The 18,118-nt window shown below is 67.2% G+C and carries 15 protein-coding genes; 7 read left to right on the top strand and 8 right to left on the bottom strand.

The annotated features are described in order from the left end of the window. Positions 1-289: 289 nt before the first annotated feature. Positions 290-1,117, top strand: a complete 828-nt coding sequence (locus LMA02_RS13765) for a ferritin-like domain-containing protein (RefSeq protein ID WP_006751307.1) — start codon at positions 290-292, stop codon at positions 1,115-1,117. A gap of 66 nt (positions 1,118-1,183) precedes the next feature. Then, a complete protein-coding gene (locus LMA02_RS13760; protein WP_043173289.1) occupies positions 1,184-1,693 on the top strand; it encodes a hypothetical protein in 510 nt (169 codons plus the stop codon). On the opposite strand, the gene LMA02_RS13755 is transcribed toward LMA02_RS13760, so the two are convergent. The 3 genes from LMA02_RS13755 to LMA02_RS13745 all read right to left on the bottom strand — a co-directional run bounded on the left by LMA02_RS13755 (position 1,687) and on the right by LMA02_RS13745 (position 5,344). Continuing rightward, positions 1,687-3,132: a DEAD/DEAH box helicase gene (locus LMA02_RS13755; protein WP_228905597.1), complete on the bottom strand. Its 1,446-nt coding sequence runs from the start codon at positions 3,130-3,132 to the stop codon at positions 1,687-1,689. The two genes, LMA02_RS13760 and LMA02_RS13755, sit on opposite strands and share 7 nt — an antisense overlap. 129 nt (positions 3,133-3,261) lie before the next feature. Next, entirely contained in the window at positions 3,262-4,560 is a 1,299-nt protein-coding gene (locus LMA02_RS13750; protein WP_228905596.1) for a c-type cytochrome, read from the bottom strand. A 19-nt stretch (positions 4,561-4,579) separates the two neighbouring features. Beyond that, the gene (locus LMA02_RS13745; RefSeq protein WP_228905594.1) at positions 4,580-5,344 is read right to left on the bottom strand and encodes a c-type cytochrome; all 765 of its coding nucleotides are present in this window, start codon (positions 5,342-5,344) and stop codon (positions 4,580-4,582) included. 377 nt (positions 5,345-5,721) lie between these two features. Between LMA02_RS13745 and LMA02_RS13740 the strand changes: the two genes are divergently transcribed. Continuing rightward, positions 5,722-6,654 carry a CopD family protein gene (locus tag LMA02_RS13740; RefSeq protein ID WP_228905592.1) on the top strand — a complete coding sequence of 311 codons (933 nt, stop codon included), beginning with the start codon at positions 5,722-5,724 and terminating at the stop codon, positions 6,652-6,654. Between the two features lie 156 nt (positions 6,655-6,810). Here LMA02_RS13740 and dgoD read toward each other — a convergent pair whose 3' ends face one another. Beyond that, a complete protein-coding gene (gene dgoD, locus LMA02_RS13735; RefSeq protein ID WP_006751313.1) occupies positions 6,811-7,959 on the bottom strand; it encodes a galactonate dehydratase in 1,149 nt (382 codons plus the stop codon). A gap of 153 nt (positions 7,960-8,112) precedes the next feature. Here dgoD and LMA02_RS13730 point away from each other — a divergent pair, with 153 nt between their 5' ends. Continuing rightward, positions 8,113-8,796 (top strand): FadR/GntR family transcriptional regulator, encoded by a 684-nt coding sequence (locus LMA02_RS13730; RefSeq protein WP_228907646.1) that lies wholly within the window; start codon positions 8,113-8,115, stop codon positions 8,794-8,796. Positions 8,797-8,823: 27 nt separating this feature from the next. Here LMA02_RS13730 and LMA02_RS13725 read toward each other — a convergent pair whose 3' ends face one another. Next, a complete protein-coding gene (locus tag LMA02_RS13725) occupies positions 8,824-9,069 on the bottom strand; it encodes a DUF1272 domain-containing protein (protein WP_166723938.1) in 246 nt (81 codons plus the stop codon). A gap of 154 nt (positions 9,070-9,223) precedes the next feature. Between LMA02_RS13725 and LMA02_RS13720 the strand changes: the two genes are divergently transcribed. Then, positions 9,224-9,571 carry a GFA family protein gene (locus LMA02_RS13720; RefSeq protein WP_228905591.1) on the top strand — a complete coding sequence of 116 codons (348 nt, stop codon included), beginning with the start codon at positions 9,224-9,226 and terminating at the stop codon, positions 9,569-9,571. A 34-nt stretch (positions 9,572-9,605) separates the two neighbouring features. Here the strand turns inward: LMA02_RS13720 and LMA02_RS13715 are convergent, their stop codons facing one another. The 3 genes from LMA02_RS13715 to LMA02_RS13705 form a co-directional block, all read right to left on the bottom strand. After that, positions 9,606-12,713 carry a biosynthetic peptidoglycan transglycosylase gene (locus LMA02_RS13715; RefSeq protein WP_228905588.1) on the bottom strand — a complete coding sequence of 1,036 codons (3,108 nt, stop codon included), beginning with the start codon at positions 12,711-12,713 and terminating at the stop codon, positions 9,606-9,608. 244 nt (positions 12,714-12,957) lie between these two features. After that, the gene (locus tag LMA02_RS13710; protein ID WP_228905586.1) at positions 12,958-13,845 is read right to left on the bottom strand and encodes a LysR family transcriptional regulator; all 888 of its coding nucleotides are present in this window, start codon (positions 13,843-13,845) and stop codon (positions 12,958-12,960) included. Between the two features lie 291 nt (positions 13,846-14,136). After that, positions 14,137-15,054: a LysR substrate-binding domain-containing protein gene (locus LMA02_RS13705; RefSeq protein ID WP_228905585.1), complete on the bottom strand. Its 918-nt coding sequence runs from the start codon at positions 15,052-15,054 to the stop codon at positions 14,137-14,139. Positions 15,055-15,264: 210 nt separating this feature from the next. Here LMA02_RS13705 and LMA02_RS13700 point away from each other — a divergent pair, with 210 nt between their 5' ends. After that, positions 15,265-16,581: an MFS transporter gene (locus LMA02_RS13700; RefSeq protein WP_228905583.1), complete on the top strand. Its 1,317-nt coding sequence runs from the start codon at positions 15,265-15,267 to the stop codon at positions 16,579-16,581. A 32-nt stretch (positions 16,582-16,613) separates the two neighbouring features. Then, a complete protein-coding gene (locus LMA02_RS13695) occupies positions 16,614-18,086 on the top strand; it encodes an amidase (RefSeq protein ID WP_228905581.1) in 1,473 nt (490 codons plus the stop codon). Positions 18,087-18,118: the final 32 nt, after the last annotated feature.

Here is an 18,118-nt window from a genome sequence, read left to right as displayed (position 1 = left end):
GACGGGCGGCCGAATGGCCGCCCGTTTTGCCTGATGCCGCGCCTACCGTCGAGCGTGCGCAACCGGTTCGAAGAACTCGTCTAACGAACCGCAACATCCGCGGCGGAACTGCGCCTGTTGGGCATGGTCAGTGCTTTGAAGCACGAACATTCAAGTGCGGCTAAGATGCCAGCATGGTTCGGCCGGACCAATCCACTAAAAATGCAAGCAACACGTCGCCTGCGGGCGCGCCGGGCCCGTGCCGAAGGCATCGGCCGCGCGGCCGCGCGACGACTGGGAGCGCACCACCATGCCTACTGAAACGACGCATGTCATGCCGTGGCGTATCGAGGACATCGACCTGAACCGGATCGATCGTCAGCGTGCCGCCGCAAACGAGGATCTGCTGCTGCTGCTGTGCGCGTCGTCGTTCATCGAAAGCGGCTCGGATCTCTACACGAGCAACCTGAGCGAGTTCTTCAACGACGACCCGGAAGTATCCGCGTGGCTCAACAGTGCGTGGGAGCCCGAGGAACTGCAGCACGGGCGCGCGCTGAAGGCGTACATCGCGCACGTGTGGCCCGAGTTCGACTGGGATACCGCGTTCGCGAATTTCTTCGCCGAGTATTCGAAGACCTGCTCGGTCGACGCATTCGAGAAGACCCGCGCGCTCGAGATGGTCGCACGCTGCGTCGTCGAGACGGGCACGGCCACGCTCTATCGCGCGATCAACGAATGCTCGGACGAGCCGGTGCTGAAGGAAATCACCGACAACATCCGCACCGACGAAGTGCGTCACTACAAGCACTTCTTCAAGTTCTTCAAGAAGTACAACAAGCTCGAAGGCAACGGCCGGCTCGCGGTGCTCGGCGCGTTGATGCGCCGCGTGATGGAAATCAAGAACGAGGATTCGGAGATCGCGCTGCGCCACGTGTTCGCGATCCGCTATCCGGATCGCGTCGGCGACAGCCAGTACAACCGCGAGCGCGTCGCCCGCATCAGCTCGCTCGTGCGGCGCAACCTGTCGGCCGACATGTGCGTGAAGATGCTGCTCAAGCCGCTCGACCTGCCCGCGAAGATCCAGCCGGGCGTCCACTATCCGCTGACGAAGATCACGCGGCACGTGTTCATGCGCTGATCGTCACCGCGCGGCTCAGCGCGTATGCTGCGGCATCATCGTCTGCTTTTCACCGGGGCCGCCATCATGACCGATTCCCATCGCCACGCGCTCGAGCAATGGACGTTCGACGCGTGGCCGCCGGCCGTCGTCGCGCTGTTCGACGGCACCGCGCTCGAGCGTCACGCCGACTTCGCCGCGTCGCTGATCGTCGCGACCGACGACGGCCAGTTGCGTACGACGCTGCTTAGCGTCGGCGAAATCCATGCGCGCGACGCGCATACGCTGCTGCTCGCGCTATGGCCGCAATCGCGCGCGGCGCGTGCGATCGCGCAGCGGCGCGCGGCCGCGCTGACGCTCGTCGCGGACGGCGCATTCTTTCAGGCACAACTGAGGATCGAGCCGCTCGAAGGAGACTTCGGCGGACTGGCCGGATTCGCTGCGACGATCGCGCACGGCGATGCGCAGCGGGTCGGCTATGCGCGTCTCGCGACCGGCGTCACGTTTGCGCTGGAAGGGGATGCGCGCGCCGAGGTGCTCGCGCGCTGGCAAAGCCAGGTCGAGCACCTGCGGCGCGCGGCGGCGCGGCTTCAGTGACCGCGCTGGCCGCTGCGCGACGAACGGTTGCGGTTCGGGTGCGCGGCGTTGCCGCTCGCGGGGCGTGCGCTATTGCCGCCGGACGGACGAGCGCCGCCGCCGGCATTGCCGCCCGCGCCGCCGGCCGTGCGCGGCTTGGCTGCCTTCGCGGCCTTCGGCTGCGCACTGCCTTCGCGCTTCGCGGCCGGCTGGCCTGAGCCGCCTGCACGCGGCTGGCGATTGCCGCCGCCGCCGCCGGCATTGCCGCCACGCGGCTGCTGCCCGCGGCGCTGCTGGATCGGTTCCGGCTTCGCGCTCGGATCGGGTTCGAAGCCCGCGATCACTTCCTGCGGAATCTCGCGCTTGATCAGCCGCTCGATGTCGCGCAGCAGTTGCTTCTCGTCGACGCATACGAGCGACACGGCTTCACCGGTCGCGCCTGCGCGGCCCGTGCGGCCGATACGGTGCACGTAGTCTTCCGGCACGTTCGGCAGGTCGAAGTTGACGACGTGCGGCAACTGGTCGATGTCGATCCCGCGTGCGGCGATGTCGGTCGCGACCAGCACCTGCAGCGTGCTGCTCTTGAACTCCGCGAGCGCGCGCGTGCGGGCCGACTGGCTCTTGTTGCCGTGGATCGCCATCGCGCTGATGCCGTCCTTCGTCAGCTGTTCGGCGAGCCGGTTCGCGCCGTGCTTGGTGCGCGTGAACACGAGCACCTGGAACCAGTTGTGTTCGCGGATCAGGTGCGTGAGCAGCTCGCGCTTGCGATCGCGATCGACCGGGTGGATCTTCTGCGCGACGCTTTCCGCGGTGGTGTTGCGGCGCGCGACTTCGATCAGCGCCGGCGAATCGAGCAGGCTGTCGGCCAGCGACTTGATCTCGTCGGAGAACGTAGCCGAAAACAGCAGGTTCTGGCGCTGCGGCGGCAGCTTCGCCAGTACGCGCTTGATGTCGTGGATGAAGCCCATGTCGAGCATCCGGTCGGCTTCGTCGAGCACGAGGATGTCGAGATTCGACAGGTCGATCGTCTTCTGCTGCATGTGGTCGAGTAGACGCCCCGGCGTCGCGACGACGATGTCGACGCCGCGCTTGAGCGCGTCGATCTGCGGATTGATGCTGACGCCGCCGAACATCACGGTCGAGCGCAGCTTCACGTACTTGCTGTACGCGCGCACGCTTTCCTCGACCTGGGCGGCGAGTTCGCGCGTCGGCGTGAGAATCAGCGCGCGCACCGCGCGCTTCGCACCGCGATGCTCGGCGTAGTACGTGTGCAGGCGCTGCAGGATCGGCAGCGTGAAGCCGGCGGTCTTGCCGGTGCCGGTTTGTGCGCCGGCGAGCAGGTCGCCGCCGCCGAGGACGGCGGGGATGGCCTGCTGCTGGATGGGGGTCGGCGATGTGTAGCCGAGCTCATTGACCGCCTTGACCAGCGGTTCGGCCAAGCCGAGAGATTCGAAAGACATAGATACCACTCTGGAGTTTTATGATCTGCGACGCCTCGCGCGGCCTGCGCGGGGAATGGCGTCGCAAAAAGCAAAGGGGCGCGGCTGCGGTTTTCCCGCAGCCGCGCCCCCGTCTGTGTCGCGCGTTATTTAGTCAAGCGGCGCGGAACGCAGGTCGCTCACCTGTTGCGGCGAGATCGGCGTACCGTTGTTGCCCCACGACATCCGGATATACGTGACGACTGCCGCAACTTCCTGGTTCGACAGCGACTGTGCGAACGGCGGCATCCCGTACGGACGGGGATTCTTGAACGTGCTCGGCGGGTAGCCACCGTTCAGCACCATGCGGATCGGGTTGACTGCCGATTCCATCACGATCGAATGGTTGCCCGCGAGCGGCGGATACGCGGGCGGCTTGCCGGAGCCGGTTTCGGCGTGGCAGGTCGCGCAATTGTCCGCGTAGATCTTCTTGCCCTGGTCGAACAGCGTGTTGCCAAACTGCTTCGACGGCTCGTACTGCATGTTCTTCGGCGCTTCAGCCTTCTGCGGGATCGACTTCAGGTACGTCGACATTGCGCGCGTATCTTCGTCGTTCATGTACTGGAGGCTGTTGTGCACGACGTCGGCCATCGGGCCGAATACCGCGCCCTTGTTCGACACGCCGGCCTGCAGCAGGTCGGACAGCTCCTGCACGTGCCAGTCGCCGAGGCCGAGTTCCTTGTCGTTCGTCAGCGACGGAGCATACCAGTTCTGCAGCGGGATCAGGCCGCCCGCGAAGGCTGCCGAGCTCACCGGGCCGCCCATCATGTTGATCGACGTGTGGCACATCGAGCAGTGGCCGAGGCCTTCGACGAGGTACGCGCCGCGGTTCCATTCGACCGATTTGGTCGGATCCGGCTTGTATTCGCCTTCCTTGAAGAACAGCGTGCGCCAGCCGATCAGCAGGTTGCGGTTGTTGAACGGGAACTTCAGTTCGTGCGGACGGCTCGGCACCGAGACCGGCGGGACCGAACGCAGGTACGCGTAGATCGCGTCCGAATCGGCGCGCGTGACCTTCGTGTAGCTCGCGAACGGGAAGCCCGGGTAGAGCAGGCTGCCGTCCTTCGAACGACCGGTGTGCATCGCGCGGTAGAAGTCGTCCGACGTCCACTTGCCGATGCCGTCCTTGTCGTCCGGCGTGATGTTCGGCGTGTACATCGTGCCGAACGGCGTCGCCATCGGCAGGCCACCCGCGAACGACTTGCCGCCGCGCACGGTGTGGCACGCGATACAGTCGCCGACGCGCGCGAGGTATTCGCCTTTCTTGATCAGCGCGGCCTGGTCGGCCGGCGTGGCCGCGACGGCGGCAGCGCCGTGCAGCGTGTCGTTGCCGGGCCACAGGACCGGCACGAGGGCGACGGCCGCGACGATCGCGACAGCCGAGAGTGCAAACAGGGACTTGCGTTTCATTGTGTCTGTCTCCCTTGCCTTATTGCGGTTCGCTGCCGCAGGCGAGCGGAGTCTTCATCGAACGCGCCGGGGCCGGCACGGGGTTGGCGGGCGCCGGTTGCGCGGCGAGCCACGCGGTCACGGCCGTGACGTCTTCATCCGACAGCTTCGACGCGATATCGTGCATGCAATCCGGTGCCTTTGCGTGGCGGTTGCCCGAGCGCCATGCGCCGAGCTGTGCGCTCAGGTAATCGGCGTGCAGGCCGACGAGGCCCGGGATCGCCGGCTGCATGCCGGTCAGCCCAGCGCCGTGGCAGGCCACGCAGGCCGGCAGCTTGCGGGACGGATCGCCTTGCGTGACGAGTTGCTTGCCGCGCGCGAGCGTGGCGGCCGGCAGCGCCGGCTTGGCCGGCGTCGGGTACGGCGGACGCTCGGCCGAGAAGTGCTCGGCGATCTCTTTCAGGTAATCGTCGTTCAGGTACGTCAGCAGGTAGTTCATCGGCGGGTACTTGCGCCGTCCGTCACGGAAGTTGACGAGCTGGTTGTACAGGTACTCGGCCGGCTTGCCGGCAAGACGCGGGAAATAGTCGTTGTCCGTGCCCTGGCCGTGAACGCCATGGCATGCGGTACAGCCGCGCACACGCTCGGCCATCGTATCGGGTGCCTTGAGCGGCGCCTGCTGGGCGTGCGCTTGCTCCGTGGGCTTGGTCTGCGCTTGAGCAGCGCTCATAAGGCCCGCGCCACCGATCAAGAGAACGGCGAGCAACGGACGGAAGAGGCGTCTTGAAGACACACGAGACTCCATGTTTATTCGTCGGGGACCTGTCCGGGCTACGATCGGCTCGGCGCATGGATGGCAGGGCAGCCGGGCTGCTGCGACGCGGCATTCTATCATCGATGGGTAATGGCGGCTATTTGGCAAAAGGACATGGGTTCCTGTCTGTTTGCGACTTGCGACAATTTGCCGCGCTATATGTACGGATGATGTGAACCGGCGTGCGCTTTGACCATCGAAGACCGTACACTCGCGGGTCGCGCGGCGCCGCCTCCGCCGCAGATCCAGTCATTTCCCCCGTTTCCGGATTCATCGATGACGTTCCCTACCGTGCCGTTGCCGTCTTCCCGCTGTCGTTCCACTTGCCGCCGCGCCGCCGGCCGGCCGTTTCCGGGAGGGCGCGCGCAATGAGGATCGACAGCTTGTGGATCGGGCAGGTCGCGCTCGCGGCGTTGATGGACGCGACGTTCGCGATGGCGGTCGGCTCGGCGCTGCTCAAGGGGTGGCTCGGCAAGGACGGCGCGCGACCGGTCGTCGCGCCGTCGCATCATGCCTGGCTGCGCGCGCAACATTCGCTGGTCGCGGCGGCGCTGGCGCTCGTGCTCGCCGATCTCGGGTGGCTCGTGTATGAAGCCGCGTCGATGAGCGGCGCGGGCCTCGGCGGTGCGTTCGCTGCGATCCCCACCATGCTCATGCAGACGCATGCGGGCTTTGCGTGGAGCGTCGCGTTCGCCGGCGCCGTGCTGCTCGCGATCGTCGCGCTGGCGAAGCCCGAGGGCCCGCTCGCGCACGCGGTGCTGTGGCTCGCGGTGATCGTGGTCGCGGCCGGCAAGGCGTCGCTCGGCCATGCGGCCGACACGGGCCCGCTGTCCGCGGCGGTCGGCGTGCAGACGCTGCACCTGCTTGCCACCGCGGTGTGGGGCGGCCTCGTGCTCGCGGCCGGGCTGGCGGTGCTGCCGGTGCTCGGTTCGTCGGTTGCGCGCGGCGCGCTGATCCGGATCGGCCAGCAACTGTCGCGGACGTCGGCGATCGCGGTCGTCTTCGTGCTCGGCACCGGCGTGCTCAATGCGCTGCGCGGGCTCGGCGGCTCGCTCGCGCCGCTCGACGGCAGCACGTGGGGGCGCGTGCTGTTGCTCAAGCTGCTGCTCGTCGCGCTCGCGCTCGTGCTCGGCGGGCTGAACCGCTTCTCCGCGCTGCCGCGCCTGCGCCGTACCGCGTCGACCGAAGACGCGCACACGTTCCGCAACATCCTGCATCTCGAAGCGCTGACGATGATCGCCGTGTTCGTCGCGGCCGCCGTGCTGTCGTTCTGCGTGCCGGGGTTCGCGGCGCTCGGCTGACGACCGGTTCGGCGCGGGGCCTCGCCCCCGCATGAGTCGCGTGAGCCGCATGCCGCGGATGCAAGAACGGCCGCCTGTCGGGCGGCCGTCTCGACGCGCGATGCGCGGCTGGTCCGCCGTGCATCGCACGTCATCTCATCTCACTTCACCTCTGCATCACCACTCCGCGACGCTGCCGTCCGCGTGGCGCCACACCGGATTGCGCCAGCGGTGGCCGGTCTTCGCCATCTCGCGCACCTTCTCCTCGTTGACGTCGATGCCGAGCCCCGGGCCCTGCGGAATCGCGACGAAGCCGTCTTCGTAGCGGAACACCTCGGGGTTGCGCAGGTAGTCGAGCAGGTCGTTACCCTGGTTGTAGTGGATGCCGAGGCTCTGTTCCTGGATGAACGCGTTGTAGCTGACCGCATCGAGCTGCAGGCACGCGGCCAGCGCGATCGGGCCGAGCGGGCAGTGCAGCGCGAGCGCGACGTCGTAGCTTTCCGCGAGCGTCGCGATCTTGCGGCACTCGGTGATGCCGCCCGCGTGCGACGCGTCGGGCTGGATGATGTCGACGTAGCCGCCCGCGAGGATGTGCTTGAAGTCCCAGCGCGAGTAGAGCCGCTCGCCGAGCGCGATCGGCGTGTTGGTCTGGTTCACGATGTCGCGCAGCGCCTCGGCGTTCTCCGACAGCACCGGCTCCTCGATGAACATCAGCTTGTACGGATCGAGCTCCTTCGCGAGCACCTTCGCCATCGGCTTGTGCACGCGGCCGTGGAAGTCGACGCCGATCCCGACGTGCGGGCCGACCGCGTCGCGCACCGCCGCGACGTTCGCGATCACCTGCTCGACCTTGTCGTAGGTGTCGACGATCTGCAGTTCCTCGGAGCCGTTCATCTTCACGGCCTTGAAGCCGCGCTCGACCACCGCGCGCGCGTTGTTCGCGACATCGCTCGGCCGGTCGCCGCCGATCCACGAATACACCTTGATGCGGTCGCGCACCTGGCCGCCGAGCAGCGCATGCACCGGCACGCCGTGATGCTTGCCCTTGATGTCCCACAGCGCCTGGTCGACGCCCGCGATCGCGCTCATCATGATCGGGCCGCCGCGGTAGAAGCCGGCGCGGTACATCACCTGCCAGTGATCCTCGATCAGCAGCGGATCCTTGCCGACCAGATAGTCGGCGAGCTCCTGCACGGCGGCTTCGACCGTGTGCGCGCGGCCCTCGACCACCGGCTCGCCCCAGCCGACGATGCCCTCGTCGGTTTCGATCTTGAGGAACAGCCAGCGCGGGGGGACGACGAAGGTTTCGAGGCGGATGATTTTCATGTCGCGAGTCTCCTGGGTTGAGCGGCGTGGACGTGCGGACGCGGCGCCGTCGAGTACGTGACGGTTATCCTAGCGTAGCGGGATAAAAAATAGTATTAATAGCACTATTGTGCAGATAGTGGACAGCCGCGGCGTGCCCGCCAACGGAGAACGATCATTCAACGCGACCTGCATGGACAGACATCCTTCCGCCTTGCGACGGCGATCCTGCGTGGCGACTATCCGCCCGAATCGCTGCTGCCGCGGGAGCCGGACCTGATGGAGATGTTCGGCGTGAGCCGCACGGTGCTGCGCGAGGCGCTGCGCACGCTGACGTCGAAGGGGCTGGTCGAATCGCGGCCGAAGGTCGGCACGCGTGTGCGGCCGCGCCGCGCATGGAACCTGCTCGACGCCGACCTGCTCGACTGGTACGCGCGGGTCGCGCCGCCGCTCGCGTTCGCGCTCAAGCTGCAGGAGATGCGCGAAATGATCGAGCCCCACGCGGCCGCGCTGGCCGCGCGTGCGCACGGGCCGGGCGCGTTCGACGCAATCGAGGACGCGGTGCGCGCGATGGCCGCCGCGCGCAACGTCGACGAATGGGTGCGCGCGGACCTGCGCTTTCACCTGAGCGTGCTGGAGGCCGGCGGCAACGAGCTGCTGGTGCCGCTCGGCGCGCTGATCGACCGCACGCTCGAGGCGCAACTGCACCTGAACGCACGCCGGGCGCACGTGTTCAATGCGTCGCTCGCCGAGCATGCGGCCGTCGCCGACGCAATCGGCGTGCGCGACGAGGACGGCGCGCGCCGCGCGATGGCGTCGCTGCTTGCGATCACGCGCGCGCGGATCGAGATGTCGTGACGGGAAGCGGCGGGCGAGGCAGCGCCGTCAGGCGTTCGCGCAGCCGCCCGGCTTGTGGATGCGCTCCGTCGACGCCGGATACTTCGCGAGCAGGCTCGCCGGCCGGCGCGGGCGAGCGACCAGGTCGCCGCCGCAGTTCGGGCAGCGGCCCTTCAGCACCTCTTCGGTGCAGGTCGCGCAGAACGTGCATTCAAAGGTACAGATGCGCGCCTCCGCCGAATCGGGCGGCAGGTCCTTGTCGCAGCATTCGCAGCCGGGGCGCAGTTCGAGCATGACGGTTTTCCTTGGTTTGGGGCGGGTCGGGACGGGCGCCGCCGGACATTGCGTGCGGCGCATGTGCGCGCTACTGTACCTGCATGGATCGGCCCGGCCAACGGTGTCCCGCCCGGGCGCCGTCGTCGCGCACGGGCCGCACCGGGAGACGACCATGCTCTATCGCGGAAGCTGCCACTGCGGCGACGTGAAGTTCGAGGCGGAAGGCGACCTGCAGGGCGTGATGGCCTGCAACTGCTCGATCTGCCGGCGCAAGGGCGCGCTGATGTGGTTCGTGCCGCGCGACCACATGACGCTCCTCACGCCCGACGACAATCTGTCGACCTACATGTTCAACAAGCACGTGATCCGTCATCGCTTCTGCAAGCGCTGCGGGATTCACGCGTTCGGCGAGGGTACGCATCCGAACGGCACCGCGATGGCCGCGATCAACGTGCGATGCCTCGAGGATGTCGATATCGACGCGCTGCCCGTCACGCATTTCGACGGCCGCTCGCACTGAGCGGCGCGTCGTCGCGTGAGCGTGCGGGCGGCCGTCAGGACGGCTCGACCGGCGCGGCCTGCGGCGTGGGCGTTTCCGCCTGCGGCGCGGGGCCCGTCGTGCGCGTGCCGGCTTCGACCGGGCGCTCGATCAGCGGCGCGAGCGCCGGCGCCATCGACTTCAGCAACTGCACGGCCATCGCGCTCGTGAAGTCGTAGCGCGCCGCGTACGGCTCGTGCGCGGTCGCCGTCAGCACGCCGAAGAAGCGGTCGCCGAGCACAAACACGAACGTGCCGCTGCGATTGACCTTGCGCGACTCGATCAGCCGCGCGCCGCGCGCGTAGACATTGAAGCGCTGGTCGCCCGTCCCGGTCTTGCCGTACACCTCGAGCGTCTTGCCGTCGGGCAGCGTGAAGCCGCCCGCGAGACGCCGCGCGGTGCCGTGCTGCACGACGTCGCGCAGCAGCGTGCGCGCCACGTTGACGATCTCGGGCGACAGCACCGGCTGCGGCTGCGCGGCCGCGCGCACGAAGCGCGTTTCGTACGGCGTGCCCTTCGCGAAGTCGAGGCGCGTGATCGTCTCGGTCGGTGCCTTCTGGCCACCGTTCGCGATCAGGCCGATCAGTTTCGCGAGCGCATCCGGCTGGTCGCCCGATGCGCCGATCGCGGCCGCGTACGACGGCGTGACTTCCGCGAACGGGTAGCCGAGCGCGCGCCACGCCTTCGTGACTTCCCCGTACGCGCGCAACTCGACCATGCGGCGGATGCGGCGGTCCTGGGTCGCGTGGTAGCGGGTCTTGTACAGCCACGAGTACGTGTAGAAGCGCGCATCGCGGCTGTCGCGCTGGACGTCGGCGAGCGGCGCGTTCGGGTGGGCGCGCAGGTAATTGAGGGTCCACAGCGCGAGCGGGTGGACGCTCGCGATGTAGCCGCGATCGTTGAGGTTGAAGCGGTCGATCGCGTACTTCGCATAGAGCGCGGCGAGATCGTCGTCCGACAGCGTCGCGGCCGGCGTGCCCTTCAGCTGCGCGCGCATGTGAGCCGCGAACCACGCGAGCGATTCGTTCGGCGCGACGCTGCGCAGCACCGTCGCGATCTTGGGCGGCGACTTGCGCACGTCCTGCAGCATCAGCGCGAGCGCGTCGTCGGGCGTCTTGCCCGCGTAGCGCGTGTAGTAGCGCTTCACGTAAACCTTGCTTTCGCCGTCGACGAACTGCTCGAGGTAGTGCTTGCGCTGCTCCGGATCGCCGAGCCACGACGTCGACGGGCCGGCCGCCTTCAGCATTTCGTAATGGACGATGTCGCGCATCAGCCGCACGAACACCAGGTTGACCGAATGCTCGAACGCCGTATGCAGCGTCAGGATGCGGCCGTTGTCCGACTTTTCGAAGTTCGAGAACACCTGCGCGCCGCCGCCGGTGTAGAACACGTCGGGGCTCGCCGAGTACTTGCGTTCGACCGCCGCATCGAGCATCGCCTGCAGCGAGCGGTCGCGCGTATGCGACAGGTAGTCGAGCGCCCAGTGCGACAGCCCGTCGATCGGATCGGGCTTCACGTGCGCGAGTTGTGCGTTCGACAGGTTGCCGTAGCGCGCGTGCAGCTCGGAGACGATCTGCAGGTAGGTGATCAGCGTGCGCAGTTTCGCGGTCGAGCCGAGGTTGATGCGGCCGCCGCGGTTCACGTCGAACGGCTGGTTCACGCTGTCGGTCTGCACGCGCAGCATGTTCGCGCCGTTGCGATGCTCGTACAGCGTGAAGCTGTACGTCAGATGAGACGGGTCGTCCTTCGGCGCGAGCATCTCGAAGCCGTACAGGCCGGCCGCCTGCGCACCGGCGCGGGTCGACGCCAGCGCGAGTCGGGTGGCGACCGCCTGCTGCACGCCGTTGTCGAGCGTGCTGGTGGCTTCCAGGTCGAACTGGTCGAGCTGGTACAGGTCGTTGATGCCGAGCGCCGAGAGCAGCGACGCGCGCGCGGACGACACGGCCTTGCGCGACACGAACGACTGCACGTGCGCGGCGGCCGGTGGCGCGCTGCGCTCGATCTGCGCGGCGAGCGCCGCATCGCGCAGCGCGGGAGAGATCACGCCGCCGTTCGACAGGAGCCGCAGGTAGCTGTCGGTCAGCTTCTGCAGCGCCGGATAGCCGTGATTCAGGAAGTACGACGGCGCGCGCTGCGCGATGATCAGCGACAGCACCTCGCGGAACGCCTTGCCCTGTGCGTCGACGTTGTCACCGGTCGTCGGCGCGGACAGGATGCGGTTCACGTCGTTGAAGTCGCGGCCGTACCACGCGGCGAGACCGTCTCCGATACCGGTGATTTCACCCACGTGCGGCCGCGCGGCGAGCGGCACCGAGTTCAGGTAGCGCACCAGAATCGCGCGGCGCGCGAGCATCGTCTGCGGGCCGTTCAGGTACGCGAGGATCGACGCGGACGCGATCTGGCGCAGCTTCTCCGGCGGCGTCGCGGTGCGGCCGTCGGGTGAATGGCGGAACTTCTCGATCTGCGTCGCGAGCGTGCTGCCGCCCGGGCGCGCCTGGTGATGGTTGACGACGTGCATCGCCTGGTCGGCGAGCGCGCGGCTGAAGCGCCCCCAGTCGATCGCCGGATTGCGGTTCGGCTGGTTCGCGTCGAGCAGGTAGCGATCCTCGATGAACATCAGCGAATCGGCGACCACGCGCGGCACCGTGTCGAAGTCGGCGTAGACGCGCTGCGGGAACACGGTCGCGAACAGCGGCGAGCCGGTCGAGTCGAACAGCATCAGCCCGGTCTGGTCTTTCTCTTCGTAAGGAAGGAACAGGCCGTGATCGGCGAGTGACAGCATCCGGTCGGAATCGCGCGCCTGCTTGCCGACGACGAAGCCGCGCGCGAGCAGACGTTGCTGGAACGCGGGAATCATCGAATAACCCAGGCGCTGGTCGTACGGCCCGTTGGCAGGGAAGCGGATGTGGTCGCTCGTGCCCGCCTCGACTGTGTAGCCGACGTCGCGGGTGAGTTCGGACAGGTAGTGCGCCTGCATGCGCGACGTCGCGATCTCGGTCATCACGAGCCGCGCAATGATCGCGACGGCGATCACCAGCGCGGCCAGCAACGACCACTTGATCCACGTCCAGACCGATGCACCACCGGTCACGCGCGGCAGGATGCGATTCAGTGGCCGATTCATGGCGGCGTCTCCCTGGAGGCACGGGCTCCGGCCGCACCTCATTAAGGATTAGTGTAGTCCTCAACGGCCGGCTGCCAAGAGCGGTTCACTACTGAGATGCAGCGACGCAACAGGTGTGCCCGCACCGTGCGCGAACCGTGGCGTGGCCGCCCGGGGCCCGGCTGGCGTGGTTTCGGGGCGAACCGCGGGTGGGTCGACGGCGCCCGTCGTCGATGCAAAAAAGGTGCGCGATCGAACCCTTCTTTCACCTGACGAAATACTCGACCAGGTGATCGACGAACAGCCGGGTCTTGCGCGGAAAGTGCCGCCGGCTCGGGTACGCGATATTCATCTCGAGTTCCTCCAGCCGATAGTCGGGGAGCAGCGCGAGCAGCCGTCCGTCGGCGAGATCCGGTTCGACGAGGAAGTCGGGCAGGACCGCGATGCCCATGCCCGACAACGCCCAGTTCCGGATCAACCCGATGTTGTTCGACGATGCGGATTTATTCGGCCGCACGGCGACGCGCGTCGGCTCGTGATCAAACGACAGGTATTCGCCCGCGAAATCGGCATGGAACGTCAGGCACGCGTGCGACGCGAGATCGTGCGGATGGGTTGGTGCGCCGTGTGTTTCGACATACCGGGGTGCCGCACAGACGATTCGCTTGAGTCGCGTGAGCGGGCGCGTCACCAGCGTGTTGGTGCTGATGCGCTGCGACAGCAGCAGCCCGACGTCGAAGCCCTCCGACACGAGGTCGACATGGCGGTCCACGATCGTGACTTCCGGCACGATGGCCGGATGCAGCGTCTTGAACGCATCGATCGCCGGTGCGAGCACGTGCATGCCGAACATGACCGGCGCGGCGATCTTCAGCGATCCGATCGGTTCGTGATGCATCGACGCGATCGTTTCCTCGACGCGGTCGATTTCCTCGATCACGTGACGGATCTGCGCGAGATACAGATGACCGGCGTCGGTCAGCGACAGGCTGCGCGTCGTGCGGTTCAGCAGGCGTGCACCGAGCCGGTCCTCGATGCCCATGACGAGGCGGGTGGCCGACGAGTTGGAGATGTTCAGTTCCGTGGCTGCACGCGCGAAACTGTGAAGTTCGGCCACCTTGATGAATAGCCGCATTGGCAGGAGTTCGTCCATTTTTTTATCGAGAAATAGAATTGTTTGTTTGATTCTATCTGTCGATTCATTTATTTGAACGACCGATTCAGGCGAATAAGTATTATGGAATGATGTGTTGATCGACCGCTGGAACGGTTTCAGAATAACGGGTTCCGGGGCCATATCCCTGCTGGATTTCATTCTTGGGATTGGTCCTATATAAACCTTACGAATCGATTTGTATTTAGTAATCGTACGAAAATAGGCGTGATTTTTCTGATAAAGACGTTCGATATTCGTAGTGCGATTCGAATCGAATAGGACGGGTCACTATCGCCACAGCAGTTTCGCGGGATCGTACCGGCGCACGGCTTCGACGAAGCAGTGGATCAGGTAGTCGCATGCCACCGTGTTCAGCGCATCGCGCCGCGTGAGCACGCCGGCCGACACGGTCGGAATCGTCTCCTTCACGTCGATCGTGACCATCCGCTCGCGTATCCAGTCGATCTCCATGAAGAGCTTCGGCACGCATGACACGCTGTCGGTATGCACCGACAGCGAGAACGCCGCGCTGAACGACGTGCATTCGACGATCGGCTGCGGTGCCGGGTAGCCGTGCGCGATGAACACATTCTGCAGCAGCCGGCCGATGCTTTCCGGCGACGTATTGAGCACCCACTGCGCATCCTGCAACTGCGCGAGCGACGTGCAGTGGCGCAGCGGATTGCTCGCGCGCGTCATCAGGATCAGCTCCGATTCGATGAGCGGCCGGAACGTGAATTCGGGCGACAGCCGCGTCGCATCGACGATCGCGATCACGAAGTCGAGCGAGCCGTCGCGCAGGCGCGGCAGCGCCGTGTCGAGAAAGCCTTCGCGCACGTCGAGGCGGATTGTCGGCATGCGCTGGCGGAACGCGTCGAGCGCGGCCGGCAGGAAGCCGAGCGACATCAGCGGCGTCAGCGCGCACGCGAGCGCGCCTTCCTTGCCGCCCGACAGATGGATCACGTCGTCGCGCGCGTGCTGCATCTCCGCGAGGATCAGCCGCGCGCGTGCATAGACGGCCTGGCCGAAGCGCGTGAGCTGCGCACCGCGCGCGTTGCGCGTGACGAGCGGCACGCCGAGGTCCTGCTCGAGTTCGCGGATCGCCTTCGTGAGCGCGGGCTGGGACAGATGAATCGCACGCGCGGCGGCGCGCAGGCTGCCGTGTTCGGCGATGGCGGCAAGCGCCCGGAGCTGGTGGTGTTTCACGGCGTGGCGGGGCGCGGCGGCAGTAGCGACGTTCGTATCCTACACCGCGATCGCGCCGGCAAAGCGCGCGATAACCGGGCGTTATCACGATCGAAAAATGTCGCTCCGGGCTGCGTATTTTGAATGCCTAGACTGCATGCGCAGGCCGTCGAACAGGCCGCGCACCACACACGCAACAGATACGCACAACCAGTACGGAGACATACCTTCATGAAGGCGCCCCGAGCGGACAGCATGTTCGGCGGGCATGTCGGCGACGTTGCCGCATCCCCGTCCAATCGCCAGCTGATCGTCGCGATCACGATCGGCAACGGCCTCGAATTCTTCGATCTCACCGTGTTCAGCTTTTTCGCGGTGCTGCTTGGAAAACTGTTTTTCCCGGCCGCGTCCGCGCAGCAGCAATTGCTGATGTCGGTCGCGACGTTCGGCGTCGGCTTCATCGCGCGGCCCGTCGGCGGCGTCGTGATCGGGCTGGTCGCCGACCGCTTCGGCCGCGTGCCGGCGATGAACCTCACGCTCGTGACGATGGCGATCGGCACCGGGATGATCGGCGTCCTGCCGACCTACGCGCAGATCGGCGTCGCGGCGCCCGTGCTGGTCGTGCTCGCACGGCTGCTGCAGGGCTTTTCCGCCGGCGGCGAAGTCGGCGTATCGACGTCGCTGCTCGCCGAGCGTGCACCGCCTGGCGAACGCGGCTATTACACGAGCTGGCAGTTCGCGAGCCAGGGCGCGGCGGCACTGGCCGGTTCGTTCGTCGGCTTCCTGCTGTCGTATTTCCTCGAACCGGCCGCGCTCGAATCGTGGGGCTGGCGCGTGCCGTTTCTCGCCGGCGTGCTGATCGCGCCGGTCGGCCTGTATCTGCGTGCGCGCTTCAATGCGATCGAACAGCACGCGCCGGCCGCGGCCGCGCGGCGCTCGTCCGCGGTGCTGGGCACCGTGCTGCGGCGTGATGGCGGCGCCGTGCTGACCGCGCTCGGCCTCGTGGTCGGCGGCACCGCCGCGCACTTCATCGTCCTCTATTACATGTCGACGTACGCGATCCGGGTGCTGCACCTGTCGATGGATACCGCGCTGTGGTGCGGGATCCTGTCCGGTGCGGTGATGTTCGTCGCCGCGCCGATCGGCGGACGCCTGTCGGATCGTGTCGGCAGCAAGCGCGTCGCGCTGTGGACGCGCGTGGCGCTGACCATGCTGATCCTGCCGGGCTTCTGGCTGATCCGCGCGGTGCCGTCGATCGCGACGATGTACGCGGTCGTGATGCTGCTCGCCGCGCTGCACTCGGTCAATGCGGGCGCGAACGGCGTGATCCTCGCGGAGCTGTTTCCAAAGAGCACGCGCGCGACCGCGCTGTCGATCGCGTATGCGGGCGGCGTGTCGATCTTCGGCGGCTTCGCGCAGTTCATCGTCACCTGGCTGATCGGGGCGACCGGCAATCCGGCCGCGCCGGCGTGGTACGTGATCGTCTGCGGCCTGCTGTCGCTCGTCGCGCTCGCGTTCGCGTCGGACCGAAGCGATCAGGATCACTGACCGACCGATTTCCTTCTTCTTCGATTCATTCCATGACCACCCACGATTCGTTTTCGCCGTCGCCGGCCGACGTTGCCGCCGGCGATCTGTGCGACCTGCCCGCGCGCACCATGCTCGAGTTGCTGAAGTCCCGGCAGATCAGCGCCTGCGACCTGCTCGACGCGCATCTCGCGCGCATCGCAACGGTCAACCCGCGCGTGAATGCGCTCGTCACCGTCGTCGATCCCGATGCGCTGCGCGCCCGCGCACGCGAGCTCGACGCGTGCTGGGCCCGCGGCGAATGGCAGGGGCCGCTGCACGGGCTGCCGGTGTCGCAGAAGGACCTGACCGCGACGCGCGGCGTGCGCACGACCTTCGGTTCGCCGCTGTTCGCCGACCACGTCCCGCAGCACGACGCGCTGATCGTGCGGCGCTGCGCGAGCGCCGGCGCGCTGATGATCGGCAAGTCGAATACGCCGGAATTCGGCGCCGGCTCGCATACGTTCAACGAGGTGTTCGGCGCGACGCGCAACCCGTGGGACCTGACGCGCTCCGCCGGCGGCAGCAGCGGCGGCGCGGCCGTGGCGCTCGCATGCGGGATGAATCCGCTCGCGTGCGGCAGCGACATGGGCGGTTCGCTGCGCAATCCGGCCGCGTGGAACAACGTCGTCGGGCTGCGGCCGTCGCCCGGGCGCGTGCCGCGCGCGCCGGACCTGAACGGTTGGGCGACGCTCGGCGTCGACGGGCCGATGGCGCGCGATGTCGCCGACACGGCACTGCTGCTGTCCGCGATCGCCGGGCCGAGCGGCGAAACCGCGACCGAAATCGCGGAGCCGGGCGCGCGCTTCGCGCAGCCGCTCGAACGCGATTTCCGCGGCACGCGCATCGCGATGTCGCGCGACTTGCCCGGCGTGCCGGTCGATCCCGAGATCCGGCGCACGGTCGATGCGCAGGCGCGCGTGTTCGCGTCGCTCGGCTGCGAAGTCGAATTCGACGATCCCGATCTCGCCGAAGCCGAAGACCTGTTCCGGATCGAGCGCGCGTGGATGATCGGCACGCTGCTGGACGGCTTCGACGAGCGGCAGCGCGCGGCGCTGAAACCCGAACTCCGCGACGAATACCGGCTGCATCGTTCGCTCGCCGCCGCGGATCTCGGCCGCCTGTTCGTGCGCAAGACGCGCCTGTTCGAGCGGATGCGCGCGTTCATGCAGCGCTACGCGTTCTACGTGCTGCCGACGACGCAGGTGATGCCGTTCGATGCTGCGCTGCGTGCGCCCGCCGATGTGCTCGGCGTCGAGAACACGACCTACATCGACTGGATGCGCGTGTGCTGGCTGCTGTCGTCGACCGAGGCGCCGATCCTGTCGGTCCCGTGCGGATTTTCCGAGGCCGGCCTGCCGATCGGCATGCAGATCGTCGGCGGCTACCGCGACGACTGGGGCGTGCTGCAGTTCGGCCATGCGTACGAAGTCGCGGCCGGCCGGCGCTGGACGCCGCCGCCGGTTGTTGCCGACGCACTGCGCTGACCGCCTTTCTCGACTGACCCCGACCGTTCCGG

This window comes from Burkholderia sp. B21-005, assembly GCF_020843965.1.
GTDB lineage: Bacteria > Pseudomonadota > Gammaproteobacteria > Burkholderiales > Burkholderiaceae > Burkholderia > Burkholderia ambifaria.
Note: the sequence above shows the minus strand (reverse complement) of the source record. Positions and strands in the feature narration are given on the sequence as shown.